At 62.4% G+C, this 24548-nt stretch carries 22 protein-coding genes; 5 read left to right on the top strand and 17 right to left on the bottom strand.

Features of this window, described 5'->3' with window-relative positions; genetic code table 11:
* Nucleotide 1 precedes the first annotated feature (1 nt).
* Nucleotides 2-499, top strand: a complete 498-nt coding sequence (locus CXQ82_RS17035) for a DUF2269 domain-containing protein (protein ID WP_101271011.1) — start codon at nucleotides 2-4, stop codon at nucleotides 497-499.
* A 4-nt stretch (nucleotides 500-503) separates the two neighbouring features.
* On the opposite strand, the gene CXQ82_RS17030 is transcribed toward CXQ82_RS17035, so the two are convergent.
* On the bottom strand, nucleotides 504-872 hold the full coding sequence (locus CXQ82_RS17030; RefSeq protein WP_101271008.1) for a DoxX-like family protein: 369 nt from the start codon (nucleotides 870-872) through the stop codon (nucleotides 504-506).
* Nucleotides 869-1321 carry a thiol-disulfide oxidoreductase DCC family protein gene (locus CXQ82_RS17025; RefSeq protein ID WP_101271006.1) on the bottom strand — a complete coding sequence of 151 codons (453 nt, stop codon included), beginning with the start codon at nucleotides 1319-1321 and terminating at the stop codon, nucleotides 869-871. Before CXQ82_RS17025 ends, CXQ82_RS17030 begins: the two co-directional genes overlap by 4 nt.
* A gap of 180 nt (nucleotides 1322-1501) precedes the next feature.
* Here CXQ82_RS17025 and CXQ82_RS17020 point away from each other — a divergent pair, with 180 nt between their 5' ends.
* Entirely contained in the window at nucleotides 1502-2152 is a 651-nt protein-coding gene (locus CXQ82_RS17020; protein ID WP_101271004.1) for a hypothetical protein, read from the top strand.
* Between the two features lie 121 nt (nucleotides 2153-2273).
* The gene (locus tag CXQ82_RS17015; protein WP_101271002.1) at nucleotides 2274-2741 is read left to right on the top strand and encodes a DUF1203 domain-containing protein; all 468 of its coding nucleotides are present in this window, start codon (nucleotides 2274-2276) and stop codon (nucleotides 2739-2741) included.
* Between the two features lie 93 nt (nucleotides 2742-2834).
* Here CXQ82_RS17015 and CXQ82_RS17010 read toward each other — a convergent pair whose 3' ends face one another.
* The 5 genes from CXQ82_RS17010 to CXQ82_RS16985 form a co-directional block, all read right to left on the bottom strand.
* The gene (locus CXQ82_RS17010; RefSeq protein WP_101271000.1) at nucleotides 2835-3191 is read right to left on the bottom strand and encodes a VOC family protein; all 357 of its coding nucleotides are present in this window, start codon (nucleotides 3189-3191) and stop codon (nucleotides 2835-2837) included.
* A 58-nt stretch (nucleotides 3192-3249) separates the two neighbouring features.
* Nucleotides 3250-4743: a methyl-accepting chemotaxis protein gene (locus CXQ82_RS31780; RefSeq protein ID WP_101270998.1), complete on the bottom strand. Its 1494-nt coding sequence runs from the start codon at nucleotides 4741-4743 to the stop codon at nucleotides 3250-3252.
* Nucleotides 4744-5062: 319 nt separating this feature from the next.
* Complete coding sequence (locus CXQ82_RS16995; RefSeq protein ID WP_101270996.1) at nucleotides 5063-7225, bottom strand: TonB-dependent siderophore receptor; 2163 nt, start codon at nucleotides 7223-7225, stop codon at nucleotides 5063-5065.
* Nucleotides 7226-7436: 211 nt separating this feature from the next.
* Entirely contained in the window at nucleotides 7437-8084 is a 648-nt protein-coding gene (locus tag CXQ82_RS16990; RefSeq protein ID WP_101270994.1) for a CPBP family intramembrane glutamic endopeptidase, read from the bottom strand.
* 169 nt (nucleotides 8085-8253) lie between these two features.
* The gene (locus CXQ82_RS16985) at nucleotides 8254-8748 is read right to left on the bottom strand and encodes an Lrp/AsnC family transcriptional regulator (protein WP_101270992.1); all 495 of its coding nucleotides are present in this window, start codon (nucleotides 8746-8748) and stop codon (nucleotides 8254-8256) included.
* 120 nt (nucleotides 8749-8868) lie between these two features.
* Between CXQ82_RS16985 and CXQ82_RS16980 the strand changes: the two genes are divergently transcribed.
* The gene (locus CXQ82_RS16980; RefSeq protein WP_101270990.1) at nucleotides 8869-9903 is read left to right on the top strand and encodes a histone deacetylase family protein; all 1035 of its coding nucleotides are present in this window, start codon (nucleotides 8869-8871) and stop codon (nucleotides 9901-9903) included.
* A gap of 63 nt (nucleotides 9904-9966) precedes the next feature.
* Nucleotides 9967-11370: an amino acid permease gene (locus tag CXQ82_RS16975; RefSeq protein WP_101270987.1), complete on the top strand. Its 1404-nt coding sequence runs from the start codon at nucleotides 9967-9969 to the stop codon at nucleotides 11368-11370.
* An 83-nt stretch (nucleotides 11371-11453) separates the two neighbouring features.
* Here CXQ82_RS16975 and CXQ82_RS16970 read toward each other — a convergent pair whose 3' ends face one another.
* From CXQ82_RS16970 to treZ, 10 genes are all read right to left on the bottom strand, one after another.
* On the bottom strand, nucleotides 11454-12215 hold the full coding sequence (locus CXQ82_RS16970; RefSeq protein ID WP_101270985.1) for a PIG-L deacetylase family protein: 762 nt from the start codon (nucleotides 12213-12215) through the stop codon (nucleotides 11454-11456).
* Nucleotides 12216-12392: 177 nt separating this feature from the next.
* The gene (locus tag CXQ82_RS16965; protein ID WP_101270982.1) at nucleotides 12393-13052 is read right to left on the bottom strand and encodes a glycosyltransferase family 2 protein; all 660 of its coding nucleotides are present in this window, start codon (nucleotides 13050-13052) and stop codon (nucleotides 12393-12395) included.
* The gene (locus tag CXQ82_RS16960; RefSeq protein WP_101270980.1) at nucleotides 13049-13648 is read right to left on the bottom strand and encodes an SAM-dependent methyltransferase; all 600 of its coding nucleotides are present in this window, start codon (nucleotides 13646-13648) and stop codon (nucleotides 13049-13051) included. Before CXQ82_RS16960 ends, CXQ82_RS16965 begins: the two co-directional genes overlap by 4 nt.
* Nucleotides 13645-14403, bottom strand: a complete 759-nt coding sequence (locus tag CXQ82_RS16955; RefSeq protein ID WP_101270978.1) for a PIG-L deacetylase family protein — start codon at nucleotides 14401-14403, stop codon at nucleotides 13645-13647. Before CXQ82_RS16955 ends, CXQ82_RS16960 begins: the two co-directional genes overlap by 4 nt.
* Entirely contained in the window at nucleotides 14400-15398 is a 999-nt protein-coding gene (locus CXQ82_RS16950; protein WP_101270976.1) for an acyl-CoA dehydrogenase family protein, read from the bottom strand. The genes CXQ82_RS16955 and CXQ82_RS16950 overlap by 4 nt, the downstream gene beginning before the upstream one ends.
* Before the next feature lies 1 nt (nucleotide 15399).
* Nucleotides 15400-17559, bottom strand: coding sequence for a glycogen debranching protein GlgX (glgX, locus tag CXQ82_RS16945; RefSeq protein WP_101270974.1), 2160 nt, complete (start codon nucleotides 17557-17559; stop codon nucleotides 15400-15402).
* Between the two features lie 121 nt (nucleotides 17560-17680).
* Nucleotides 17681-17950, bottom strand: a complete 270-nt coding sequence (locus tag CXQ82_RS16940) for a DUF2934 domain-containing protein (RefSeq protein ID WP_101270972.1) — start codon at nucleotides 17948-17950, stop codon at nucleotides 17681-17683.
* Between the two features lie 24 nt (nucleotides 17951-17974).
* Nucleotides 17975-20725, bottom strand: a complete 2751-nt coding sequence (locus tag CXQ82_RS16935) for a malto-oligosyltrehalose synthase (RefSeq protein WP_101270970.1) — start codon at nucleotides 20723-20725, stop codon at nucleotides 17975-17977.
* Complete coding sequence (malQ, locus tag CXQ82_RS16930; RefSeq protein ID WP_101270968.1) at nucleotides 20722-22806, bottom strand: 4-alpha-glucanotransferase; 2085 nt, start codon at nucleotides 22804-22806, stop codon at nucleotides 20722-20724. The genes CXQ82_RS16935 and malQ overlap by 4 nt, the downstream gene beginning before the upstream one ends.
* A complete protein-coding gene (gene treZ / locus CXQ82_RS16925; RefSeq protein ID WP_101270965.1) occupies nucleotides 22803-24548 on the bottom strand; it encodes a malto-oligosyltrehalose trehalohydrolase in 1746 nt (581 codons plus the stop codon). The genes malQ and treZ overlap by 4 nt, the downstream gene beginning before the upstream one ends.

Here is a 24548-nt window from a genome sequence, read left to right as displayed (position 1 = left end):
CATGCTCTACCTGTGCTTGAAATACCTGCACATCATTGCGGCGATTTTCCTGTTCGGCTTCGGCATGGGCTCGTACCTCTATCTGATCGCCGCGAGCCGTACCGCCAACCCCCAGGTGATCGCCCATGTGGCGCGCATGGTGGTGCAGTTCGATACCTGGATCACCACGCCGGCGGGCTTCATCCAGATCATCACCGGCCTGCTGCTGATCCACCTCACCGGGCTCGGCTTGACCACGCACTGGGTGCTGACCTCGCTGGTCATCTTCCTCTGCGTGGGTTCGCTCTGGCTGCCGGTGCTGGTGCTGCAGACGCGCCTGCAGCAGATGGCGTCGACGGCGGCACACACCGGCACAGCCCTCGAAGAGGGCTACCGTGACGTTTACCGCAAATGGTTCTGGATGGGGGTTCTTGGCTTCCTGGGGATGTTTGTGATCGTGTTGATCATGGTCACGAAAATGACCCCGTGGCAGCTGGTCGCGTTACTGGCAGGTGCCTGAAACTTCAGCGCCTGGCACTCCAGGCCACCGCACACAATGTCAACCCCGCCACATTCAGCGACACTGGATTGAACGCTTCCTTGAGCAGTCCGGGGCTGAACACCGCCACATCCACCAGCAGCCCCAGCAGCGCTGCCGCCGCCACCGCGATCGGCCAGGGATTGCGCGGCGCCAGCAGTATCCATAACGCCAGGGCAATCTCCCCAACCCCCGCGAGGGTGGCGAACAGCTGCACCTGCTCGATGCCATGGGCCTCGATCATCCTCTGCTCGCCCGCGCTCAGCCACAGCAACTTCGGCACCAGCCCATGGTAGGCAAACATGAACGCCAGGCCACCGCGCGCGATCCAGTTGATGCGCACCAGAGCGTTCACAATGGCGCCTTCAGAAAGCGTTGTTCGTGGTCCGCCGTCGGCAGCAGGCAGCTGTCGTATTTGCCGAAGAGCCGATAGCGATTGCGCGCGACACGGTCGTAAGCCCAATCCCGCAGCACTCGCGGCACGCCACGCAACAGCCCCAATGGGCGCCAAGCGGCCGGCAGTTGCCCGATGATCTCGAACACCGCCTCCGAACGCAGCCAATAGTGCCGATCACGAATCACCGCCAGGGTGTCGAACTGATCCAGCGGCAACCCCGCCCACGCCAGCAACGCCTGCCCCTCGGGCGACTGCACGGCCGCCAACCGCACCCGCCGCGAATGATCATGGCGAATCAGAAACCGTGCCCAGCCGTTGCACAGCTTGCACACACCGTCGAACAACACCACGGTTTCACCGGGCTGCAGGAGGGGCGCGGGGATAGGGCGGGTATGGGATGGGGGCATGGGGGTGGGTCCAGTGGCGCTGGGTGAGGTGGGATCATACCTGGGTTGGCGAGGGGCAGTGTGGCAACGAGGTCGGCTGTTTTCACCAGAGTCGGCCAGAAGCAGATGTTGGGCTGCGCACGGCGATTTGTCCCTGGTACTGCAGTACGATGCGCGCTAAAGGCACTTATTAGGAAAGACATGAACTTCACTGACGAATTGGTAGCCGCCTTCCCGGCAAGAAATCCGGTACCTGCGGTACTGCGACAAACCATGGAGTTTCTGGAAGCACTAGGCTGCGTCCGTCACTACAGGAGTGGCGGCCGCTACATGACCTTGCATCCCGAACCTGAATACAACAACAGCGCTATCACCGCCTTTCACGTTCCGGACCCCGCCGATACTGCCCGTTGGACTGCCAGCGAAGATCCCCGAGTAAACGAACGCCTATCAATATTCCTCAGGACGGGGGGCGATGGATCGTGGGCAGGGTTGTGGCTGGACGACCACGATCAGCAGCGAATCGTCCATCTTGGCTCGGGCTCGGGATCAGACATGCTCTGCATCTTGACCCATGGTGTGGAAGACCTGATTCGCTTACTGGCCATCGGTTACAACGAGCACTGCTGGCCAGAGGAATTTTCGATAACACCGTCCGAGTTGCGTGAACAGCACTACGAAGATGATGACTACCCAGCACCGCCCAAGGCATTGCGCGACTACGTGGAACGCACGCTCGGCCTCAGCATCCCGGCACGCGCATCGGACCTCATCCCAAGCACAACAAGCATGGACGCGCGTGAGTCCAGTGACCCATTCTGGAACTGGCTTAAACAGGTAAGCAATGAATGAAAGGTTCCGTACATCCAGGTTGGCTTACGGCGGCAGCAGCTCGAATAAAGCAGCAAGAATCGGATAGTAAGTACTGTACGATTCCAGCCTGATAGGACTCCAAACCAATAGGAGTTCGACCATGGCGTTTCGTATAACTGGCCTTTCCCCCGAGCCATTCCAGTCGCTGTTTGGATTGCCCGACCAAGAGCTCGTGGCTCTCGGGATAAAACGTTACATCGTCGACAGCCACCCAGGCTTTCCCGACCGTATCGAAATGAAGGATGCGCAGCTAGGTCAGAGCGTGCTTTTACTCAACCATGTCTGTCAGCCAGCCAAGACGCCATACCATGCCTCACACGCGATCTTCATACGGGAGTGGGCCACGCAAACTTATGACGCAGTCGATCAGGTACCCGAGTCTATGCGAATCCGCCTGCTATCACTTCGCGCTTTCACTGATGATGGGATGCTGCTCGACGCCGACGTCGCTGATGGAATAGCAATAGAACCTGTGGTTACTCGGATGTTTGCCAATCCAGAGGTTAGTTACATTCACGTTCACAACGCCAAGCAGGGTTGCTACTCCGGGCGAATAGATCGGGCGTAGTCTCGGCAGATTAAATGCAAAGCCCTGCTCAGCCTCTTAACGTGCCGCGGATTTCTCCCTTGCGCGAGACACCCGGCACCGCTGCTCACAGGCCTAGCCGTGATCGCTCCACACCGCCAATTCATACCCATCCGGATCGGTGAAGTGAAACCGGCTACCCCCCGGAAACGTAAACGTCTCTCGGGTAATCATCGCGCCCAGGGCTTTTAGCCGCTGTTGGGTGTCGGCGAGGTTATCCGCGTACAAGATGATTAAAGGGCCGCCCGGTCGAACGGGCTCGCCGGTGGTGAAGCCACCGGTCAAGCGGCCGTCGCTGAACTCGGTGTAGGTGGGGCCGTAGTCGACGAAGGTCCAGCCGAACGCATCGGCGTAGAAGGCTTTGCTGCGTGCAATGTCGCCAACGTTGAGTTCGATATTGTCGATCTGCCGGTCTTTACCGCGAACGCCCATGGTTGCCTCCTTGGCTGATGTTTGAGGTGGCGAGTGTAGCGTATTTGCCATTCAGGCCTCACGGATGAAACTTCCTCCCCAGCGCATCCAGCCGCACCGCAATCGGTGGCAATTGCTCGCTGCTCCTGGCCAGCATCTCCACATCGTCGGCGGTGCTTTGGGCAATGCTCTGCACTGACTGCAAGCGCCCGACAATCTCCAGGTTGGCCGCCGTCTGCTCGCGGGTGGTGGTGACGATACGCCCGTTGAGCTCATCGATCTGGGTGATGTCGTTGCCGACTGCGCGCAGCATTTCGACCGCCACCTGGCTGTCTTCCACACAGCGCTCTACGCCCTGGCGGCTGTCGTGCATGGCTTCCACGGCCTGGCGGCTGCCTTGCTGCAAACTGTCGATAATGGTTTTGATCTCCTGTGTGGAGACGGCGGTGCGTTGCGCCAGGCTGCGGACTTCGTCGGCGACCACGGCAAAACCCCGGCCTTGCTCGCCGGCGCGGGCGGCTTCGATGGCGGCGTTGAGGGCCAGCAGGTTGGTCTGGTTGGCGATGCTGCTGATCACTTCGAGCACGGAGCCGATCTGCTCGGCCTGCACGGCCAGGCCTTGTACGGTCTGGTTGGTGCCTTGCAGGCGTGAGGCCAGTTGGCTGATTTCATGCTGGGCGCGGCCGACGCTTTCCTGGCCGCGCAGGATTTGTTTGCTCGCGACGCCGGCGTGTTCAACCGCTTGTTCAACGTGCACCGTAATGTTGCCCATGGCGTCTTCCATGCGCTGCATGGAGCCGGTCATTTGCGCGATTTCCGCCAGTTGGTGGCGGGCGCCTGTCTCCAGGGTACCGCTGGCGTGGGCCAACTCCTGGCCGAGTTGGCCGAGGCCGTGGGAGTCGCGTGCGACGCCGTCGATAAGGCCGGTAATTTGCTGCAGGAAGTGGTCGAAACGCTTGGTGAGGGACACATGCACCTTGCCTTCCCCAGTGGCGGTTTCGACGGTGAATTGCGAGGTCACGGCGAGCATCTTTTCCAGCATTTCCTGGCTCTCGACCGCGTCTTTGTGGCTGTGCAGGGCCAGGTAGAGCAGGGCGATCGTTTCCATTACCACGTAGAAGGCGTGCACGAAAATCATGCCCCAGCCGCCATGATGCTCCATCACAAACACCGGCAAACCTTGATGCTGCAACGCGTGGAACACCACGTGGTGCGCGGCGATGGTCAGTGCCGCCACCAGGATCGGCAGCCAGTCACGGTAGAACGTCAGTACCGCGAGCAGGGCGAAAATCCCGAAGTGCGATTCGATCACGCCCTGGGCCTGGTTGATATGCAACGCGGCCATGACCATCAGGCCTGCGCCCAGTGCACAGCGCATCACGCGAGTGCCGCCGATGGCACGGTACAGCGCGGTGAGCACCAGGCTGGTGCCGCCGCCGACGATGATCGCCTGCAGCAAGGTGTCGTGCCAGAACGCCAGGCCCACAGAGAACCCAAACATCAGCCAGATCAACGCCAGCATGATGCGGTCGGCCTTGCGGTAATGCTCCCTAAAACGCGTGCGTGCGGGCATTGACTCTTACTCCATGAGGACGGACCAGGAACAAAGCATGCGGCGTGCCACTACGGCGCGCCAGTACCGAGCAAAGCAGGAATCAGGCGTTATGTGGGTTCAAGAACGCCAATAGGCTATCGGCGCGTGTGGGAGCGACTTTAGGCGGGGGGAATGTGCGGCGGACCTTGTCGTCATGCCAATCAGTTAAAGGCGAACACCGTACCTGTGGCGAGGGAGCTTGCTCCCGTTGGACTGCGCAGCAGTCCCATTCTTCTACACAAAGAGCGGGGCCGCTTCGCGGCCCAACGGGAGCAAGCTCCCTCGCCACCCTGCTTTTTTAGAAGCTGTACTTGGCCGTCAGCATCATGTTGCGTGGGTTGCCGTAGCTGTCACCGCCATAGCTCACGTCGCTGGCAATGGCATTGTAATAACGACGGTCGAAGATGTTATTGGCATTGACCTGCAGGTCCAGGTGGTCGTTGACCTTGTAGCCGGCCATCAGGTCGGTGATCGCGTAGGAACCCTGTTTGAGTCGGTAGGTGCTGCCATCGGCCAGCTTGACGTCGTTGTACATGCGGCTCTGCCACGACATGTTGCCGCCGACACGCAGCCGTTCCAGCGCGCCCTGGAAGCGGTAGCTGGTGGTCAGTTTGAACAGTTGCTCCGGGGTATCCGTGTCGAGTTGCTTGTTGACCAACTGCGGGTTGGCCTCGTCCTTGATGGTGTGGGTACGCGCGTAGGTATAACCACCGCCGACCTGCCAGTTCTCGGTCAACGCGCCTTGCAGTTCGAAGTCGATACCCTGGCTGCGCACCTTGCCGGAGGCTTCAGAGCAAGAGGCCTGCGGGCAGTTTGCGACGATCACCGACACGGCGCGGTTTTCCTGGTCGACGTTGAACAACGCCACGCTGGCATTCAACGCACCGCCGAGGTATTCACCCTTGATGCCGACTTCATAGTTCTTGCCGACGATCGGCTTGAGCGGGGTGCCCGAGGTGTCCTTGGCCGTCTGCGGCGTGAAGATATCGCTGTAGCTGACATAGACCGAATGGTTGTCGTCCAGCTCGTAGATCAAGCCGGCGTAGCGGGTGAGGTTGCGGGTCACATGGTAATCGCCGTCGTTACTGCCATGGGCGTCGTAGTCATACCAGTCCAGGCGCGCGCCGAGGATCAGCTTCAATGGGTCGGCCAGGCTCAGCCGCGTGGTCACGTAAACACCGTCCTGGGTGGTGACCTCACGGTCGTTGGTGGTGTGCACGAAGTCCGGCTTGCCCGCCGTGAGCGGCCAGTTGAGGTTATACGGGCTGTAGTTGTGGGTGGTCATGTCGTAGATGCGCCGGCTGGCGCCCACCACCAGTTCATGGGTACGCCCGAACGCCTGGAACGGGCCGCTGGCGAAGGCATCGATGCCGGCCTGGTCTTCATCGTAGGACGCCTGGTAGACCGTACGGGCCAGCGTGTTGGCGACCCAGCGCGACTGATAGGAACCAGAGAACAGCGCGTTCTGCTGGGCGTAGTTGGCGTTGACCTGGAGTTTCCAGTCGTTGGCCAGGCGCTGGCGCAGCTCGGCGAATACCGTGTTGATCTCCTGGTCCTTGTTTTCCCAGTCGGTGCCTGGGTTGTAGGAGCGTGGCAGGTTCAGGTGGTGGCCATCCTGGCCGATCATCGAGGAGCCCCAGAAGTAGTTGGTCTTGTCCTTCTGGTTGGAGAAACCGAGGGTCAGGCTGGTGTCTTCGCTCAGGTCGGCTTCGGTGACGGCGTAGAACAGGCCATGATACGACTCGACGTCATCGATAAAGCTGTTGGCATCGCCGTAAGAGGCAACCACCCGGCCGCGCAAGGTGCCGCTGTCGTTCAGCGGGCTGGAGGCGTCCAGCTCGCCACGGTAATCTTCCCAAGTGCCGGCGGAGCCGGTCAGGGTGACTTTCTGCTCGTCCAGCGGCCGCTTGCGCACCAGGTTGATGGCGGCCGAAGGGTTGCCCGCGCCGGTCACCAGGCCGGTGGCACCGCGTACGATTTCGACACGATCGAACATTGCCAGGTTGGGCTGGGCGCCCACCGACACGCCGTTATAGCCGCTGGGGATGCCGTCGTACATCAGGTTGTCGATGTCGAACCCGCGCGAGGTGTAGGACTCGCGGCCAGGGCCGTTGGAGTAGTTGAGGAACAACCCTGGCGTGGCGTTGACCACATCGTTGATGCTGGTCATGGCCTGGTCATCCATACGCTGGCGGGTAATCACGGTGACGGCCTGTGGGGTTTCACGCAGGGTAAGGGGCAGCTTGGTCGCGGTCTTCATTGCGCCCGTGGTGTAGGACTGCGTGCCTTCGGTGGTCTCGCCAAGCTGCTGCTCGCCGGAGACCTGGGTGGCGCCCAGTTCAATCGTGGTTGCCGGGGCTTCGGCATCAGCGGCGAAGGCCGCAGGTGAAGTGGCGAGGCACACAGCCAACGCGATCAGGCTGGGTGTAAAACCTTTAGCGGCATGTTGTTGCACGGACATGGAACGGACTCTCCCCGAAGTACCGTCCATGGCGAATAATAAAGATGATGATAATTATTCGCGTTAATCTGCCGTAATCTTTCGTATAAAAAAAGCCTTTGGGAAGAATCAGTTAACGAATTTTTCACATCTTGAGGGCAGGCGTTTTGCCATCTTTGCCGGTGAAGGGCGCGAACATCGGGTGTGTCGCGCCCTTAGGGCGGAGGCTGGATCAGCCGTAAAACCCGGCCCACGCCCAGGTCCAATCCAGGCTCGAACCCAGCACTTCCGCGAGCATGTGCAGCAGGATAGGCACCAGCAAACCACCGCTGGCAATCCGCGCCCATGCGAACAGGCAACCGATCACGAAGATCAATGCCAATGTGATCGAGCTGCCGTATTGGGTGTGCAGGCTGGTGAACAAGGCTGACGTCACGATAATCGCGACCCACTTCCAGACCACACTGCGCTCATAGGGAAACAGGCGTAGCAGGTAGTGACGCATCATCAGTTCTTCGGCGATGGGCGGCAGGATGATCAACGCGCCGAGTTTGATCAGGGTTTGCCCCTGGGTCAGGCCACTGAACAGGTCTGCCATGAACGCTTCACGCGGCTGGTTCATCACGATCACGGCCAACCCGCACAACGCATACAAGGCAATCACGCTGATCGCGCCCAGGCGCAAGGGTTGGCGGATGCGCTTGCCGTAAAACGTCGCGGCGAGGTTGCGCCGGTGCTGCAGCACGAACAGGCCCGACAGCAACACTGCAATCACGCCGAGATTGGTGATGAACATCGAGTAATGCTGCGCCTCTGGCGGCGTCAGCAAGAGGCCCGGAACGGGGGCCAGGGTGAAGACCAGTGCCGCCACCACAAACATTCCGAGGCGTCTGAAGAAGCGGAAGTTTGAGGGGGAGGGTGTGGTCTCGCGGAGGGTGTCCGAGGGGGTCAGAACGTGTGTCACAGTCGCTCCTTGCGTGCGATCAAATAAGGCATTTTGCCATTATTTTTTCGTGGCCGAGCACCTGTCGCAAAATATTGCGGTTTATCTAAGCCTGTCGCTTCGCAATCGCCACCCGGCTCGTGGCCTTCACTTCGCGCAACGCCAGGCTCGACTGGATCGAGGCAATGCCCAACTGCCGGCGCAACACGCTTTCGACGAACTCGCTGTAGCTGTCCAGGTCCTCGGCCAGTACCTGCAACAGGTAATCCGCGTCGCCGGTGATCTTGTGGCACGACAGCACCTCCGGCAGTTCCTTGATTACGGCCTCGAAGGCATCGGGCGCGTGGTCGGTGTGGATGGCGAAGCGCACGTGCACAAACGCCATGATGTCCAGGCCGAGCATCTTGCGGTCGAGGTTGGCCTGGTAGTCCTTGATCACGCCTTCTTCCTCCAGGCGTTTGCGTCGGCGCCAGCAGGGCGTGAGGCTCAGGGACAGGCGTTCGCTCAGTTGGGCATTGGAAATACTCGCGTCTTCCTGAAGCAGGGCGAGGATGGCGAGATCGGTGTCGTCAAGAACGACCTGTTTGGTTTTATTTTTCATATCTGGCTATCACAAGGGTAAAAACACCCGATAAACCTAACAGCCTCGTAAGTAAAAGCAAAGAACACCCCGCACTGCCAGAACAAAATAGACCTGTCTTTTACTGGCGGATGTATTCAAATGCTGACTGTTTTTAGTGATGACCACCGTTTGCACCATGGCACCGAACTGAAGGATGGCGTGCTCAAGCCGTCGTTCGAACAACCCAGCCGCGCCGACACCGTACGTGACCGCGTGCAGCACGTTGGGCTGGGCGACATCATCGTGCCGCGCAGCTTTGAGCGTGCCTGTTACGTCAATGCTCACAGCGAGCGCTACATCGCCTTCCTCGAAAGCGCATGGGCCGAGTGGACCACCCTCGGCCGCAGCCATGACGCGCTGCCGCTGGTGTGGCCGGTGCGTGACCTGGCCAACGATCAGGTACCTGCGTTTATCGACGGCAAGCTGGGCTTCTTTGCCATGGACGCCGGTTCGCCGATCACCGCCACCACCTGGAACGCGGTGAAAACCAGCGCAGATATCGCGCTTACCGGCCTGGCGCTGATCGATGAAGGCCACACCAGCGCCTTCGCCCTGTGCCGCCCACCGGGGCACCATGCGGCCCGCGAATACATGGGCGGTTACTGCTACCTCAACAATGCCGCGATTGCCGCGCAACAGGCCATTACCCAAGGCGCCAAGCGTGTGGCGGTGCTGGATGTGGACTTTCACCATGGCAACGGTACGCAGAACATTTTCTACGACCGTCCAGATGTGCTGTTCATCTCCCTGCACGGCGAGCCGGCCGTTTCCTACCCATATTTTTCCGGATTCAGCAGCGAGCGTGGCGCGGGTGCCGGGGAGGGCTTCAACCTGAATTACCCGCTGCCCAAAAACACCACTTGGGCTCACTACCAGAGCGCATTGATCGACGCCTGCCAGAAACTGCGTGCCTTCGCGCCCGAAGTGCTGGTGATCTCCCTGGGCGTGGACACCTTCAAGGACGACCCCATCAGCCACTTCCTGCTCGACAGCCAGGACTTCCTCGGCATGGGCGAGATCATCGCCAGCGTCGGCGTGCCGACCTTGTTCGTGATGGAAGGCGGCTACATGGTCGATGAAATCGGCATCAATGCCGTCAACGTGCTGCACGGCTTCGAAAGCAAGACCGCCTAATAACAAGCAACGCTCAATCCCTTTTTTCTGCCAAAACTCAAAAACATAACAAGAGGTTTTGTGATGAAAACAACCACGCCCGGGCTTTGTGAAAAGCCTGCGTTGCAACGCACCCTGAGCAACCGCCATATTCAGCTGATGGCCATGGGCGGTGCGATCGGCACCGGCCTGTTCATGGGCTCCGGCAAGATCATCGCGCTGTCCGGTACCTCGATCATCCTGATCTACATGATCATCGGCCTGTTCGTGTATTTCGTGATGCGCGCCATGGGTGAGCTGCTGCTGTCCAACCTCAACTTCAAAAGCTTCGCTGATTTTGCCGGGGCGTACCTGGGGCCGCGTGCGGCGTTCTTCCTGGGCTGGTCGTACTGGCTCAGCTGGAGCGTGGCGGTGGTGGGGGATGCGGTGGTGGTCGGCGGGTTTTTCCAGTACTGGTTCCCCCATGTGCCGGCGTGGATGCCCGCCGTGGGCATGTTGCTCACGCTATTTGCGCTGAATGTGCTGACGGTCAAGCTGTTTGGTGAAGTGGAGTTCTGGTTCGCGATCATCAAGATTATCGCTGTGGTCACGCTGATCAGCGTGAGTGTGGTGCTGATCGCCAGCTCGTTTGTCTCGCCCACCGGCGTCACGGCGTCGTTGAGTCATTTGCTGGATAAACAGGCGGCGTTTCCGAATGGCCTGTTCGGGTTCTTCGCCGGGTTCCAGATGGCAATCTTTTCCTTTGCCGGCACCGAACTGATCGGCACCGCAGCCGCGGAAACCCGCGCGCCGGAGAAGACCTTGCCCAAGGCGATCAACTCGATTCCGCTGCGCATCATCCTGTTCTACGTGCTGGCCCTGGCGTGCATCATCGCGGTTACGTCGTGGCAGCAGGTTTCGCCGAGCAAAAGCCCGTTCGTGGAGCTGTTCCTGGTGGCGGGGTTTCCCGCCGCGGCGGGCATCGTGAATTTCGTGGTGCTGACGTCGGCCGCGTCGTCGGCCAACAGCGGGGTGTTTTCCGCCAGCCGCATGCTGTTCGGGCTGGCGGACCTGGGGGATGCGCCGGGCATCTTCCGGCGTTTATCGCAGAACAGCGTGCCGTTTATCAGCCTGGCGTTTACCACCTTTTTGATGCTGCTGGGACTGGTGTTGCTGTTTGTGGTGCCGGAAGTCATGACGGCCTTCACCATCGTGTCCACGGTGTCGGCGATCCTGGTGATTTTCACCTGGTCGACCATCCTCGCGTCCTACATCGCCTACCGGAAAAAACGCCCGGACCTGCATGCACAATCCACCTACAAGATGCCTGGTGGGGTGCCCATGGCCTGGTTTTCCCTGGCCTTTATGGCCTTCGTGTTGTGCCTGCTGGCGCTGCGTCCGGACACCCGTTTGGCGTTGTATGTGATGCCCGCTTGGTTTATCTGGCTGGGGATTGCGTTTCAGCTGTCACGCTTTCGCAATCGGTGGCAGCAGAACCCGGCGCTATAGTTGTTTTTACTAAGCCCTACGTTTCATCATGCGCGGAATGTCTACTGCGCCCTGCGTGTACACACTGCGATACAAAGCCGGGTTCAGGACAACACAATCTCGTAGGGCTCGCGCATCCGTTCCAGCAGCACTTGGGCCAGCATTGGTGGCAGGCCGATCTGCGGGTCGCCCACCAACTGGCTGGCGTAGGCATGGGCAGCGTGGAGTTTGCGTGCCACGCTCCAGGTGTCGAGGCGTACTTTGCGCGCGCGCTGCCAGGGGATCATCGCGCCTTCGCGGGCGGGCCAGTGCCACGCCCAGATCGGCAGCTCATACAGCTGCGCGCCGACCAGGCTGCAGGCCTTGGCACTGGCTCGGCCGACGGCGTCGTGGTCGTCATTGCCGTCGTTGCGCCAAGTGGAAAACACCACGTCGCCCGGTTGCAGGTACCGCGCGATAAATTGGCTCAACTGCGGCTCACGCGCGGCGAGGGCGTTATCGCAAAAGCCGCCACGAATCCATTTCAGGCTGTGTAAAGGCATGCCCAGGCGGCGCAGGGCTTCGGCGCTTTCCTGGGGCCGCACCACACTCAGGCGGCTGGCCGGCCATACATGGGAGCCGGGATGGCTGGCGCTGCCGTCGGTGATGGAGATCAGTTGCAGCGGGTGTTCCAGGGTGCTGAGCAGTTGCAGTAACCCGCCGCAGGCCAATACTTCATCGCCCGGGTGGGGGGCGATGATCACTACGCGCGCCCCGTTGGGGACTAATGCTGCAGGGGTGATAGGCGGAATCTGCGCCAGTTGTGGGGCGCTGTTCCAGATTTGCGCGGGACCACGGCGGCCCTCGCTTAAGGAGGCAAGCTTCATGGGTGTCACGTCCTTGTCGATTGATGCTGGGTCGTACCCCGTTGACGGGACGACGCTCTTTTTCCACCACAGGCTCCGCCGTGGAGGTTGCGCGGCAGTCCAACCCTGGGCCGCCGGCAAGGCGTACTCAGCATAGCTAAGGATCAGGCGGTTTTACATTTAGGCAGGTCGTTTTTTTCAAGAAGCCAGCATCAGGCTCTTCAGATAGTCACCAAAACCGCCCTGCGCACGCGCCTCCAGGCGCGCGCTGGTGATGACTTGCGGGGCGTGGCTCCAGGCGATGGAAGCGCCGCAGCGCTCCAGGTCGCGCACCAGTTGCACATCTTCATGGCAGGCCAGCGGCTCGAAACCACCGGCGCGCACATAGGCGCCGGCACTGATGCCCAGGTTGGCACCGTGAATATGGTGGTGACCGTCGCTGGCCTGGTAGGCCTGGTGATAACGGATCTGCGCGGTGGGGTCGAACCCCTCGCTCCAGGCGTCCACGGTCACCGTGCCGCACACGGCGTCGGCCTGCAGCGCCAACTGCGCCACCAGCCAATCGGGGGCTACGCGGCTGTCGGCGTCGGTGCAGGCGATCCAGCGCGCGCCCTGGTTGAGCAGATGCCGCGCGCCCACCCCGCGTACATGGCCTACATTGCGCGCCTGGACTTCCAGGCGCTGTACCGCATAACCCTCGGCAATCGCCGCACTGGCGTCGCTGCAACTGTCGAGTATCACCAGGATCTGCACCGGTTCACCTTGCAATCCGGGGTGGTTGGCTGCGATCAAGGCTGCATTCAAGCAGTCGCCCAGCAACGCCTCTTCGTTATGTACCGGGATCAGAATACCGATCATCGCAGACCCTCAAGGGTGGCGACCGAGGTGCCGTCGCGGCTCCACAGGTCGAGGAGAAAATCTTCTTCGTGGTGGCTGGCAACCCGGGGCATGCCCAGGCGCTCATGCAGCAGGTGGTGGACCTGTTCGGCGGTCTGCGGGCAGCCCTCGATCACGGGGCGCCAATGGCAGGCCAGCACCTGGCCGTCCGGCGTCAGGCTGGCGACGGCGCAGTCTATGAGGCGGCTCAGGTCATCGGCGTCGAGGTAGTAGCACAGCTCGCTCAACACGATCAGTTCGAACCGGCCCGTCGGCCATTGCGCCGGCAGCCGGCTCTGTTGCACCTCTGCATGGGTGAAACCCAGCAGGCGCGTGCGCGCCAGGTCGACGGCGACCGCTGCCGTGTCGCAGCACAACAACCGGTCGCAGCGGGGTGCCAGCTCAATGCTCAGTTCGCCATTGGCGCAGCCGGGTTCGAAGATCGCGGCGTAGCGCGGGCGGGTCAGCAGCGCCAGGGTCAGCGCGCGCTTGCGGCGCTCGTACCAGCGTTGGCGGAACGCCCAGGGGTCGTCGTTATCGGCAAACAGTTGATCGAAATAGCCGGTGGTCACGCTCATACAAAAACCACCTCAAAAGGTTGCAGCAGGCGCTCCACCACATAGGGTGCCAGCACCGGCGGCAGGCCGATCTGCGGGTCGCCCTCCAACTGGCTGGCGAATGCGTGGATGGCATGGCGTTTGCGCGCGATGGCCTCGCAGCTCAAGGGGATTTTGCGCGCGCGGTGCCATGGCACCTGGCTATCCTCGGGAGAGGCCCAGTGCCAGGTCCACACCGGCAGTTCATACAAAGCGGCGCCCACGGCCTGGGCCGCCTTGGCGCTGGCGCGGCCAACGGCTTCGTGATCGCAATGGCCGTCTTCGCGCCAGGTGGTAAACAGCACATCCGTGGGTTTGAGATGGCGTTGGATAAACGCCGCGAGCTCGTCTTCCCGCGCTGCCACCTGGCTGTCGGCAAAGCCCGCCCGCAGCCATTTGAGGCTGTGCAAAGGCAGCCCTAACCGATGCAGGGCCTGCGCTGATTCCTGCGGGCGTACCACGCTCAAACGCTCCACCGGCCAGCGCCGCGAGCCTGGGTGGCTGGCGCTGCCGTCGGTGACCGAAATCAGCTGCATCGGCCGCCCCAACGCGGCCAGGCCTTGTAGCAGGCCACCACAGCCGAGCACTTCGTCATCCGGATGCGGCGCGATGATAACGGCGCGATGGCCGTCGGGCACCAGCTCGGCGACGCTGATCAGCGGCAATTCGGCGATCAGCGGCGAGGCCTGCCAGTGATGCAGCGGCGTGCCTTGGCCAACGATCGGGTTGGGTTTCATAACTGCCACCTCCCTGTGGTGTCACCGGCGACCAGCTCGCCGAGGCCGGCCAGGTCGCGCTCGGCGTGGCTCTGGCGCACGAACACCGGCAGGTCTGTCATCAATTGCGCAAAGTGTGGGTCTTTGCAGTAAGGCCCTGCACCCACCGCGCGGCCGACATGCCGCATCACTTGCTCAACCGTGTCTTCGATACAGGCGCGGGCCTGCTGGGCGAGTTGCCTGGCGTCCGCCCCGGGTTCACGGTCGATCTGCTGTGCGCTGTCACGCAGTACGCAGGCCGCACTGTTCAAGGCGCTGTCAACGGCGCCCAGGTGGGCGAGGGCATGGGGCTCCGGGCGTTTGCCGCAGTGTTCGCGCAACACCTCCGCCAGCCGTTGCGCCGCGCCATACCAGCACGCCGCAATGCCGACGCCGCCTTGCCAGAAACCAGCTCGGGCGAGGTAGTCACCGGGGCCGCCGACGGCAATGCCGTGGGCACCGTCAAACAGCACTTCCACGCTGCCGGTGGCAGCCATGCCCACGGCCTGCCACCCCTCGTTGGTCACGGTAATACCCGGTTGATCCATCTGCACCGCCACCAATTGCTGGCGGTCTTGTTCATCCCAGGCGGTCAACAGCCCATGGCTGACCACGGCGGCACCGGAACACCAGGCCTTGCGCCCTTGCACCCGTAGGCGTTGACCTTCGCGCTGAACGCGTACTCTAGCGTTCGGCGGTTCGGCCGCCCACATGCCCCAGGTGCTGCCCAAGGGCGGCAAGGGGCTGTGCAGCTCGGCAATAATCGCCAAGGCGTCGGTGTGGCCTTCGAACAGCTTGCACAAGCGCAAGTCGTGGCCGGCGACCTGCGCCAGGCGGCTGAAGCGCGCCAATGTCCGGCCGCTGCCGGGCAACGGCAATTGGTCCAGGCCTTCTTCCTGAAGTGCCTTCAGGGCTACCCCCAGTGCCTGCGTATCCGCATAGCCCCGGTAGCCTTGAAGGAATCCATGCAAAGCCATCTCACACCTCGTCTTCGCGCTGCAGCTCAAACAACAGCAGCGAGCGCCCGGTCACGGCGTATTCGTGCTCGAAATCAAAGCGTTCCTGGCCGCGCACCGCGATATCGTTGGTGTCGAGCATGCAGGTCCAGAATTCACCTTCGGGCACCGGCGGCAGGCGGAAATTGACCATGTCGTGATGGGCGTTGACCACCAGCAGCAAGGTCGCGTCGGCACCGGCGCGGCGAATCCCGGTCTCCTGGGCGCGGCCATCCATCAGCATGCCCAGGCAGCGGCCGTGGCTGTCTTCCCACTGTTCGGTGGTCATCTCGTTGCCATCGGGGGCCAGCCAGGTTACGTCTTTTACACCGATGTCTTCGTTGTAGTCGCCCACCAGGAAGCGCCCGCGACGCAGGATCGGATAGGCCAGGCGCAGCTTGATCAGGCGTTTTACAAACTTGAGCAACGACTTGCCGTCATCATCCAGTTCCCAGTTGACCCAGCCGATCTCGCTGTCCTGGCAATAGGCATTGTTGTTGCCGTGCTGGGTGCGGGCGAACTCGTCACCGGCGACGATCATCGGCGTGCCCTGGGCCAGCAGCAGCGTGGCGAAGAAATTGCGCATCTGGCGCAGGCGCAGTGCGTTGATTTCCGGGTCGTCAGTGGGGCCTTCGACGCCGTGGTTCCAGGACAGGTTGTTGTTGCTGCCGTCCTGGTTGTTCTCGTCGTTGTCTTCGTTGTGCTTGTCGTTGTACGACACCAGGTCGTGCAGGGTGAAACCGTCGTGGGCGGTGATGAAATTCACCGAGCTGTAGGGGCGGCGGCCACGGTGGTTGAACATCTCGCCCGAGGCGGTCATGCGCCCGGCGAAGTCTGCCAATTGGCCGTCATCGCCTTTCCAGAACGCACGCACGGTGTCGCGGAAGCGGTCGTTCCACTCCACCCAGCCCGGTGGGAAGTTGCCCACCTGGTAACCGCCGGGGCCGCAGTCCCAGGGTTCGGCGATCAGTTTGAGCTGGCGCAGCACCGGGTCCTGGCGGCAGGCCACGAGGAAGCTGTGGCGCTCATCGAAGCCATCGCGGTAACGGCCGAGGATGGTCGCAAGGTCGAAGCGGAAGCCGTCGACATGCATCTCGTTGGCCCAGTAGCGCAGGGAGTCGGTGACCATTTGCAGCACGCAAGGGTGGCTCAAATCCAGGGTGTTGCCGGTGCCGGAATCATTGATATAGAAGCGCTTGTCGTCGGGCATCAGCCGATAGTACGAGGCGTTGTCGATGCCGCGCATGGACAGGGTCGGGCCGCGCTCGTTGCCTTCGGCGGTGTGGTTGTAGACCACGTCGAGGATCACTTCGAGCTTCTGTTCGTGCAGGTGCGCAACCATCTCCTTGAACTCGGCGATCTTGCCGCTGGCCAGGTAGCGCGGGTCGGGGGCGAAGAACGCGATGCTGTTGTAGCCCCAATAGTTGGTCATGCCTTTTTCCAGCAGGTGCTGGTCGTTGACAAAGGCGTGCACCGGCAGCAATTCGACTGACGAGATGCCCAACTGGCGGATGTGCTTGAGCACGTCGTCTTCCATCAACCCGGCGCAGGTACCGCGCACCGACTCGCCCACCGAGGGGTGGCGCATGCTGATGCCGCGCAGGTGGGTTTCGTAAATGATCGTACGGTCCCACGGCACGCGTACCGGCTGGTCGTTGCCCCAGGTGTGCGCCGGGTCGATGACCTTGCACTTGGGCACGAAGGGCGCGCTGTCGCGTTCGTCGAAGCTGAGGTCGTCATCGGGGTGGCCGATGGTGTAGCCGAACAGCGCCTCGGACCATTTAAGTTCGCCCACCAGCTGTTTGGCATAGGGGTCGATGAGCAATTTGTTGTGGTTGAAGCGATGCCCGTTGGCCGGGTCATAGGCACCGTACACGCGATAGCCGTAGATCAGCCCGGGGTGGGCGTCGGGCAGGTAGCCGTGAAAGATCTCGTCGGTGTATTCCGGCAGTTCAATACGTTCCAGCTCGACTTCGCCGGCATCATCGAACAGGCACAGTTCGACTTTGGTGGCGTTGGCCGAGAACAGCGCAAAGTTGACACCCAGGCCATCCCAAGTGGCGCCGAGGGGGAAGGGCAAACCTTCACGAATCCGCGACGGCTCGTTACCCGGCGTCGAAGGGGTTTTATGGGGTTTGCTCATGGTGTTGCTCCTGCAAGGGTCTTTTTTCGGGCCGAACGCGGCCGTGCTGATGAAAGCTCAGCGGAGAAATAGGGGCGATGAAAATGCCTCGTGCCAGCAGCGCCGGCAGGAGGCTTGAAGGTCAAGGCTTAGGCTTTTTCGGCGCCGGTGGTTTTTTTGCGGCCGGCGGCGTTGGCTTGCTGGCGGCGGGTGCCGGGGGCTTGGCCTTGGCGGCAGGCTTGGGCGCCGTCTTCGGCTTGGCGGCGGCCTTGGGTTTGCTCGGCGTCAGCGCTTCGGCTTCTGCCAGCTTGCGCGCCATCTCCCAGTGTCGCGCATCCTCGCCATGGGGCTTACCCTCAGACTCCCAGATCTGATGTGCTAACTCGCGTATGCGTTTGTCTTCAGTACTCATCGCAATGCTCCTCACAGAAAATTTTCAGCTTTCTTGATCATCAGGATTGATAAAGACATTGACCGGGAAATCCCCCAGGGCAGCGCTGATCAACAGCTCCTTGTTTGGTGTGACTGCGCCTGTATGAAAAAGTCCCTTCCAGTTTTGGGTTGTTGCGGCGAACGGTAATTTGACCCGGGTATCGCCCCAAACCTGCGCATTGATCTGGGGGTACACACCGTTTTCAAGCAGGTCGTGGGACCAGCGTGGCACCACCACCAACAGGCGTTTGCCCTGGTGTTCGCGACAGAATGCGAGCACCCGCTCGGCGTGTTGGCCGACCACTTCAAGCGCTGTGTAGGCGCCGCTGCGGAACAGCTCAGGATGGGCCTTGCGCAAGGCCAGTACCTGGGCAATCAAGGCCTGTTTGATGCGCCCGTCACGCCAATGGAACAACAGTTCACCGGTGTCCGGTGGTGCCTCCAGCGCGAGTTGCCGCGCGTTGAAATCCACTGGCCGGCGGTTGTCCGGGTCCACCAGGCTGAAGTCCCAGAACTCGGCGCCCTGGTACAGGTCCGGTACACCCGGCACGGTGATGCGAAGCAAGGATTGCGCCAGCCCATTGAGGGCGCCGGCGGGGGCGATGAGCTGGGCCGCGTTGCCGATGGCGGTGCGCAAGGGCTGGCCTGCATCACTGAGCAACAGACGTGAGAGGAACGCTTCCACGCCTTGCTCATAAGCCTCGTTGGGCGCGCTCCAGCTGCTTTGCAACTTGGCTTCGCGCAGGGCCTTTTGTTGCCACTGCCAGAGGCGTTGCTGGTAGCCGGAAAAGTCTTCGCCTTGGTCCAGTGGCCAACTGGCCAACAGCACTTGATAGAGGATCAGTTCATCACCGGCCGACGGCGCGTTGGCATCGCTGCGCAACGGCGCAGCCAGGCGGCGCCACTGCTCCACTTGTTCGACGTACCAGGGCGCGCACTCACTGAGCACCGCCAGGCGCGCGCGGCTGTCTTCGCCGCGTTTGTGGTCGTGGGTGGCGGTGGCCAGCAGGTTATCCGGGAAGGCCTGCAACCGCTGCGTGTTGAGCCGATGGAATTCGGCCAATGGTGCGCTGAACTGTTCGGTGCTGAAGCCCACGTCGTTACGCGACAGCAACACTGCCGAGCGATAGAACGCGGTATCTTCCACGGCCTTGGCGGCGGCGGGCGAGGTCAGTTGCTGGAAGCGCACGCAGGCATGCTTGAGGATCTTGCGCTCGCGGCCCACCGGGCGCTCGCGCCAGGGCTGGCCGCCGAGCCAGTTGGCGAGGTGCTCGAGTACCGGCCAGTCGCCTTCGTTCAAGGTGCTGCGCGCGCCTTCCAGCGCCTGCTGGAACAGCGCGTCGTCAGCCGCGTTGCGACCCCGGGCACTGATATAGGTGCGGTACACCGGGAAGTGCACGATCAGTTCCTGCAAGGCGCGGCGGATCGCGCCCAGGGTCAGGTCGCGGGTCATTACATCATCGCGCGCCACTTGCAGCAGGGCCTGGGCCACGCTTTCAAAGTCGCCGCCCAACGAGCCATTGAGGATCTGCTGGCGCGCCAGCCGGGCTTCTTCGATAAACGCCGAGGGCCGTTCGCTGTGCTGGGTCCACAATGCGGCCAGCGGTTCAAAACCGTCCGGGTGGTGTTGCAGCAGCGACAGCTGATTCATGAACTCGTAGCCGGTGGTGCCGTCCACTTGCCAGTCTTCGCGCAGGGTTTCGCCTTCGCCGAGGATCTTCTCGACGAAAATCGGCAGATGCCGGTCCGGCGCCAGCGCATCGACCCGCCGGCGCAGCTTGCGGCAGTAACCGCGTGGGTCGGCGAGGCCGTCGATATGGTCGATGCGCAGACCGTCCACCAAGCCCGCGCTGATCAGCTCGAAAATCTTGCCGTGGGTGGCTTCGAACACAGCGCTGCGTTCGACGCGCAGGCCGCCGAGTTCGTTGACATCAAAGAAGCGCCGCCAGTTGATATCGTCCGCCGCCGTGCGCCAGCTCGCCAGGCGATAGGCCTGCTGCTCGAGCAACTGGTGCAGGCGTTGGAAACCTTCGGGTTGGCGGCCGTCAAACTCAGCCAGCCGCTGCTCGATGGCCGGCAGCACTTCGGTAGCCCGTTCGGCCAGCGCTTGTTTGAGCCAGGCCGCCTCGGCGTAGGCATCGTCTTGATAGGCCAGGGCGCTGAAGCGGTCGGCGATCGGCTTGAGCTGTTCATCGGTGCCCAGGATCGCGGCGTAATCGCGGGGGCAGATCGGGAAGCGGTGCTCATAGTGTTCGACGTAGAACGTGCCGTGGCTGGCGTCAAAGTGCAAGGTCAGGGTGCCGGTCTGCAGGGCTTCGCCGTAGTCGCTGCCGAGAAAGGGCATCAGCAATTGGCCCTTGAGCAACGGGTCTGGCGAATGCCACTGGATATCGAAGAATTCGCTGTAGGGGCTCAGGCGCCCCCATTCCAGCAGGTCGAGCCACCAGGGGTTGTCGGCGCCGCCCACGGCCATATGGTTGGAGACAATATCGAGGATCAGCCCCATACCGTGCTCGCGCAAGGTCGCGACCAGGCGGCGCAAGGCAGCTTCACCGCCCAGTTCGGGGTTGACGCGGGTGGGGTCGACCACATCGTAGCCGTGCATCGACCCGGCGCGCGCGCTGAGCAATGGTGAGGCGTAGAGATGGCTGATGCCCAATTGCGCGAAATACGGCACCAGCGGCACCGCATCGTCCAGGGTAAAGCCCTTATGGAATTGCAGGCGCTGGGTGGCGCGCAGCAGTGGCGCGTTCATCGGTCACGCTCGTAGGCCTGGTTGCGCGCGACGGCCAACAGTTCGAGTCGGCGCGCGGCCCCGGCGTTGTCCAGCAGGCTGGCGGCTTCGCCCGGCAGGCGCCGGCGCCAATTGGGGTGGGTGTCGGTGATGCCGGGCAGGTTGGCTTGCTCCTCGGCGCCCAGCGCGTCTTCCAATGGCAACAACACCAGGGGGGCACGGGTATGGCCGAGGTAACGCACGCTGGCGTCGATCATATGGTCGGTTTCATTGCGGATCTCTTCGACAAAATTCTGCGGGTCCTGGCTCAAGGCCTGGCGCAGGGCCTGGCGTTCGCGCAGGCGGTGTTCACTCCATTGCTCGACGGTGGGCGCGTCGATCAAACCGAGCTGGATGTTCCACTCGATATCGCGGCTGTGCCACCAACCGTTGAGGGTGGGCAAATCGTGGGTGCTGGTGGTGGCCAGAGCGTTGTCCGGCCAGTCGAGGATCGGCTTGAACTGGCCATCGTGGCCTTGCTCGAACAGCAGCACGCGCATGCCAAGAATCGAACGGCCGCTGAGTTTTTCACGCAGGCCATCGGGCACAGTGCCGAGGTCTTCGCCGAGCACGATGGCCTGGTGACGGTGGGACTCCAACGCCAACAGCCGCAACAGGTCGTCCACCGGGTAATACAGGTAGGCGCCGTCTCGCGGGGAGGCGTCCATGGGGATCACCCACAGGCGTTGCAGGCCCATCACATGGTCGATGCGCAGGCCGCCGGCATGGGCAAAGTTGGCCCGCAGCATTTCGATAAAGGCACGAAAGCCATTGCGCTTGAGGCCTTCGGGGGAAAACGCGGAAATGCCCCAGCCCTGACCCGCGCGGTTGAGAATGTCGGGTGGTGCGCCCACGGTCAGGTCGGCGAGCAGCTCGTCCTGGCGGCTCCAGGCCTGGCTGCCACCGCCGTCGGCGCCCACCGCCAGGTCGGCGATCAGGCCAACCCCCATGCCGCTGCCTTTGGCGGCTTGCTGGGCGCGCGCCAGGCAACGGGCGATCAGCCATTGGGTAAAGGCGAAGTAGCCGATCTCATCGCGGTTGGCTTCGGCGAATTGCGCCAGCGCCGGGCTTTGCGGGGTGCGCCACTCTTGCGGCCAGTGGCGCCAGTCGAGCGCTTCACCGGCAGCGGCCCGCTGCGCCTGCACGGCTTCGAAGCGGCAGTGGTTTTCCAGGGCTTCACCGCCGGCCTGGCGAAAGCTCAGGAAGTCGGCGTGTTGCGGGTGCTGGCCGTGGCGGAAGTCTTCATACAGCGCGCGCAACAGTTGCTGCTTGGCCTTCGCGGCGGCGGGCCAGTCGATCAGGCTGTGTTGCTCCAGGGTGTGCAACTCATCTTCCAGGCCGAGGGCCTCGATGGCGTTGCGCACTTCGCGCTCACCGAGGATACAGCCGGGGGAGGCATACAGGCTGTTGAGGAACAAACGGCTGGACGGCGAGTACGGGCTGTAGCGGCCGGTGTCGGCGCTGAACATCGCGTGCATCGGGCTGATTGCCAGGGCATCGGCGCCGCGTTCGGCAGCGGAACGCGCCAGGTGCTCCAGCGCCAGGGTGTCACCAAAACCGCCATCGCCCAGGCGCCGCAGCGAATACAGTTGGGCGCTCAGGCCCCAGGCGCGGGCGGGGCTGTTATCCACTGCTTCGGCGACGCTGTAGCAGTGGGTGGGGGCGACGGCGAGGGTGAAGGCCTGGTCATTGATATGCACCTGGTGGTAGCCGAGGGCGATGACGCCAGGCAGCACCGCGTCGCCATCGAGGCGCAGCTCCAGGGTTTCGCCGCCTTCCAGGTTGACCCGGCACAGCGTGTCGGGCTCGAAATAACGCGCCAGGTCGAGGCCATGGCCGCTGTCGACAGTCATCAACGGCGGCAGGTGTTTGTCCAGTTGCACCTGCTCCAGTTCCAGCAGGCTGGCGTCGATCTCGGCATCGGTGTCGGCCGGGTGGCCCAGGCCTTTGAGAACGGCGCGCAGGGCGTCGGGTGTCACTCGTTGCGGGCGGCCGTTTGCGTCGATCCAATCGACGGCCAGGCCCGCGCGGCTGGCGAGGATTTCCAGGTTCGCTTCGCTCAAGGGTGCTCTCCAACAGGGGATAGGGTGACGCGCGCGCTGTGCGGCGGCAGGCAGGCGCCTTGCTCGGCAGGCGTTTGGAACAGCACGTGCGCGCCGGCCGGATAGGCCAGGGTGGCGGTGCTGAGGTTGAGGTCAATCTGCAATAGACGCCCGTCGCCCAGGCGCCAGCGCGCACTCACGGCGCCGTCTGCCAGCACCTGCGCGCCGAGTGCCAGGCTGCCAGGCAGGTGCGGCACGATATGGCGGTGGCGCAGGCTCAGCAGTTGGTGGTAGAGCTGCGTGTGTTCGTTGTCGGCAAACGACGGCGCCGATTGCTTGAAGGTCGCTGCCGCGTTGGGGTCCGGGATGCGTTCACGGCGCTCGGGGTCTTTGAATGCGGCAAAATCGGCAAACTCATTGCGCCGGCCTTCACGCACCGCCTCGGCCAGTTCGCCATGGTGGTCGGTGAAGAACAGAAAGGGTTCGTCGGCGTTGGTTTCATCGCCCATGAACATCAGCGGAATCATCGGCGACAGCAGCAGTAGGGCGGTCGCGGCCTTGAGCGCCTGGGGCGGGCAAAGTTGATGCAGGCGCTCGCCGAGGGCGCGGTTGCCGATCTGGTCGTGGTTCTGCAGGAAGGCGACGAAGGCAGTCGGCGGCAGATCACCGCTGGGCTCACCGCGCGTGTGGCCGTGGCGGGTCGTGTCGCCTTGGTAAATAAAGCCTTCGCCGAGGCAACGGGCGAGTTTGGCCGTAGGGTCTTGGGCGAAGTCGCTGTAATAGGCGTCGGTTTCGCCGGTGAGCAGCACGTGCAGCACGTTATGAAAATCGTCATTCCATTGCGCGTCGAACGCGTGCTTCAACAGGCTGGCCTGGTTCAGCTCGTTTTCCAGCACCAGCCAGACGTGCCGGCCGGTGTCCACTTGTTCACGCACGCGCTGCGCCAGTTCCTCGAGGAAACCCGGGTTGTCGATGGCGTGCACTGCGTCCAGGCGCAGGCCGTCGAAGCGGTATTCGAGCAACCACATCAGCGCGTTATCGAGGAAGAAGTTCCGTACTTCACGGCGCTCGAAATCAATTCCGGCGCCCCACGGGGTGTGCACATCTTCATGGAAGAAGCTTGCAGCGTATTGGCCCAGGTAATTGCCATCGGGACCAAAGTGGTTGTAGACCACATCGAGGATCACCGCCAAGCCGTGCTCATGGGCGCTGTCGATCAGGTGCTTGAGCTGTTCGGGCGTGCCGTAGCTGGATTGCGGCGCGTAGGGCAGCACGCCGTCATAGCCCCAATTGCGTTCGCCGGGAAATTGCGCCAAGGGCATCAATTCAATCGCGGTGACGCCCAGCTCCGCCAGGCGTGGCAGGTGTTTCTCAACCTCGGCGTAGCCCCCCAGCGCGCCAACGTGCAGTTCGTAGATCACCGCCTCATGCCACGGGCGGCCTTGCCAGCTACTGTGGCGCCACGGGTAGGCGAGCGGGTCGACTACCAGGCTCCAACCATGCACGTCCAAGGCCTGGGCCCTGGACGCGGGGTCGGGTACATCCACTTCTCCATCGATATTGAAGCGGTAGCGGGTGCCGGCAGGGCACGTCACTTCGGCTTCGAACCAGCCATCCGCCTGGGGCAGCATGGCGATGGATTTGCCGTCTTCCAATTCAACGCTGACATAAAACGCGTCTGGCGCCCACAAGGCAAAACGCGTGTGTTGCGCGTCCAGCATGATTGCGCCGTGGGGCCAGGTTTCCAAAGTCCGTAACGGCAT

It is taken from the genome of Pseudomonas sp. S09G 359, assembly GCF_002843605.1.
Taxonomy (GTDB): domain Bacteria; phylum Pseudomonadota; class Gammaproteobacteria; order Pseudomonadales; family Pseudomonadaceae; genus Aquipseudomonas.
Note: the sequence above shows the minus strand (reverse complement) of the source record. Positions and strands in the feature narration are given on the sequence as shown.

Bases quoted from the DNA above. Each gene is read 5' to 3' on its own strand.
- CXQ82_RS17035 (WP_101271011.1), top strand. From the start codon at position 2: ATGCTCTACCTGTGCTTGAAATACCTGCACATCATTGCGGCGATTTTC.
- CXQ82_RS17025 (WP_101271006.1), bottom strand. From the start codon at position 1,321: ATGCCCCCATCCCATACCCGCCCTATCCCCGCGCCCCTCCTGCAGCCC.
- CXQ82_RS17020 (WP_101271004.1), top strand. From the start codon at position 1,502: ATGAACTTCACTGACGAATTGGTAGCCGCCTTCCCGGCAAGAAATCCG.
- CXQ82_RS17015 (WP_101271002.1), top strand. From the start codon at position 2,274: ATGGCGTTTCGTATAACTGGCCTTTCCCCCGAGCCATTCCAGTCGCTG.
- CXQ82_RS17010 (WP_101271000.1), bottom strand. From the start codon at position 3,191: ATGGGCGTTCGCGGTAAAGACCGGCAGATCGACAATATCGAACTCAAC.
- CXQ82_RS31780 (WP_101270998.1), bottom strand. From the start codon at position 4,743: ATGCCCGCACGCACGCGTTTTAGGGAGCATTACCGCAAGGCCGACCGC.
- CXQ82_RS16995 (WP_101270996.1), bottom strand. From the start codon at position 7,225: ATGTCCGTGCAACAACATGCCGCTAAAGGTTTTACACCCAGCCTGATC.
- CXQ82_RS16990 (WP_101270994.1), bottom strand. From the start codon at position 8,084: ATGTTTGTGGTGGCGGCACTGGTCTTCACCCTGGCCCCCGTTCCGGGC.
- CXQ82_RS16985 (WP_101270992.1), bottom strand. From the start codon at position 8,748: ATGAAAAATAAAACCAAACAGGTCGTTCTTGACGACACCGATCTCGCC.
- CXQ82_RS16980 (WP_101270990.1), top strand. From the start codon at position 8,869: ATGCTGACTGTTTTTAGTGATGACCACCGTTTGCACCATGGCACCGAA.
- CXQ82_RS16975 (WP_101270987.1), top strand. From the start codon at position 9,967: ATGAAAACAACCACGCCCGGGCTTTGTGAAAAGCCTGCGTTGCAACGC.
- CXQ82_RS16970 (WP_101270985.1), bottom strand. From the start codon at position 12,215: ATGAAGCTTGCCTCCTTAAGCGAGGGCCGCCGTGGTCCCGCGCAAATC.
- CXQ82_RS16965 (WP_101270982.1), bottom strand. From the start codon at position 13,052: ATGATCGGTATTCTGATCCCGGTACATAACGAAGAGGCGTTGCTGGGC.
- CXQ82_RS16960 (WP_101270980.1), bottom strand. From the start codon at position 13,648: ATGAGCGTGACCACCGGCTATTTCGATCAACTGTTTGCCGATAACGAC.
- CXQ82_RS16955 (WP_101270978.1), bottom strand. From the start codon at position 14,403: ATGAAACCCAACCCGATCGTTGGCCAAGGCACGCCGCTGCATCACTGG.
- CXQ82_RS16950 (WP_101270976.1), bottom strand. From the start codon at position 15,398: ATGGCTTTGCATGGATTCCTTCAAGGCTACCGGGGCTATGCGGATACG.
- glgX (WP_101270974.1), bottom strand. From the start codon at position 17,559: ATGAGCAAACCCCATAAAACCCCTTCGACGCCGGGTAACGAGCCGTCG.
- CXQ82_RS16940 (WP_101270972.1), bottom strand. From the start codon at position 17,950: ATGAGTACTGAAGACAAACGCATACGCGAGTTAGCACATCAGATCTGG.
- CXQ82_RS16935 (WP_101270970.1), bottom strand. From the start codon at position 20,725: ATGAACGCGCCACTGCTGCGCGCCACCCAGCGCCTGCAATTCCATAAG.
- treZ (WP_101270965.1), bottom strand. From the start codon at position 24,548: ATGCCGTTACGGACTTTGGAAACCTGGCCCCACGGCGCAATCATGCTG.